2 protein-coding genes are annotated in these 628 nt (G+C 37.9%); one reads left to right on the top strand and one right to left on the bottom strand.

All coding sequences use genetic code 11. The annotated features are described in order from the left end of the window. Positions 1–10: 10 nt before the first annotated feature. A complete protein-coding gene (locus tag B3C94_RS20810) occupies positions 11–196 on the top strand; it encodes a CsbD family protein (RefSeq protein WP_046675215.1) in 186 nt (61 codons plus the stop codon). 51 nt (positions 197–247) lie between these two features. Here the strand turns inward: B3C94_RS20810 and B3C94_RS20805 are convergent, their stop codons facing one another. Then, positions 248–511 (bottom strand): SemiSWEET transporter, encoded by a 264-nt coding sequence (locus tag B3C94_RS20805; protein ID WP_293907326.1) that lies wholly within the window; start codon positions 509–511, stop codon positions 248–250. Between the last annotated feature and the right edge of the window lie 117 nt (positions 512–628).

The raw sequence follows: 628 nt of genomic DNA, 5'->3' as shown, positions 1-628 counted from the left end.
GAAAAATATTATGAGTGAATTAACATGGAAAGGTCGTTGGAACGAAATTAAAGGTAAGGTAAAACAGCAATATGCAGACCTTACAGATGATGATTTACTTTATGCAGAGGGCAAAGAAGATGAGTTGGTAGGTAAACTTCAAAAGAAGACAGGTAAAACACAGGATGAGGTGAATAGCTGGTTGAACGGTTTGTAGAATAGTGTTTTCATGTTAAAGGCGGATAGCAGCAATGTTATCCGCCTTTTTTTATGCTTTTTTTCTGTAAATCAGATAGCTGGCTAACAGGCAAAGATTCACAAGAACAGCAAATGCGTTGGAATAGATAATGGGCGCCTCACTTTTCATTATCCCGTACCATACCCATAGGGAAAGCCCTAGGATTAACGTCAGCAGCATAACAGGAGAAAGATCATCTACATTCTTTTCCTTGAGCACTTTGATGAACTGCGGCAGCATAGAAATAGAGGTGAGGATACCCGCAACAATACCCAAAATGTTTTCATTGATCATAAGGACGTCGGTTTTATGTAATCATTACATTGATATGTCTAGATTAAAATGGATAACCGATCGCGAGATTAAACATCAAATTGTCTTTTCGCCATCTTGAACTTCCAAAGTCAATAT

The organism is Sphingobacterium sp. UBA5670 (assembly GCF_002420705.1).
Classification (GTDB): domain Bacteria; phylum Bacteroidota; class Bacteroidia; order Sphingobacteriales; family Sphingobacteriaceae; genus Sphingobacterium.
This window is presented reverse-complemented; position numbering and strand designations above follow the sequence as displayed.

What these genes read in the sequence shown, in the direction of transcription:
- B3C94_RS20810 (WP_046675215.1), top strand. Translation starts at nt 11, where the DNA reads ATGAGTGAATTAACATGGAAAGGTCGTTGGAACGAAATTAAAGGTAAG.
- B3C94_RS20805 (WP_293907326.1), bottom strand. Translation starts at nt 511, where the DNA reads ATGATCAATGAAAACATTTTGGGTATTGTTGCGGGTATCCTCACCTCT.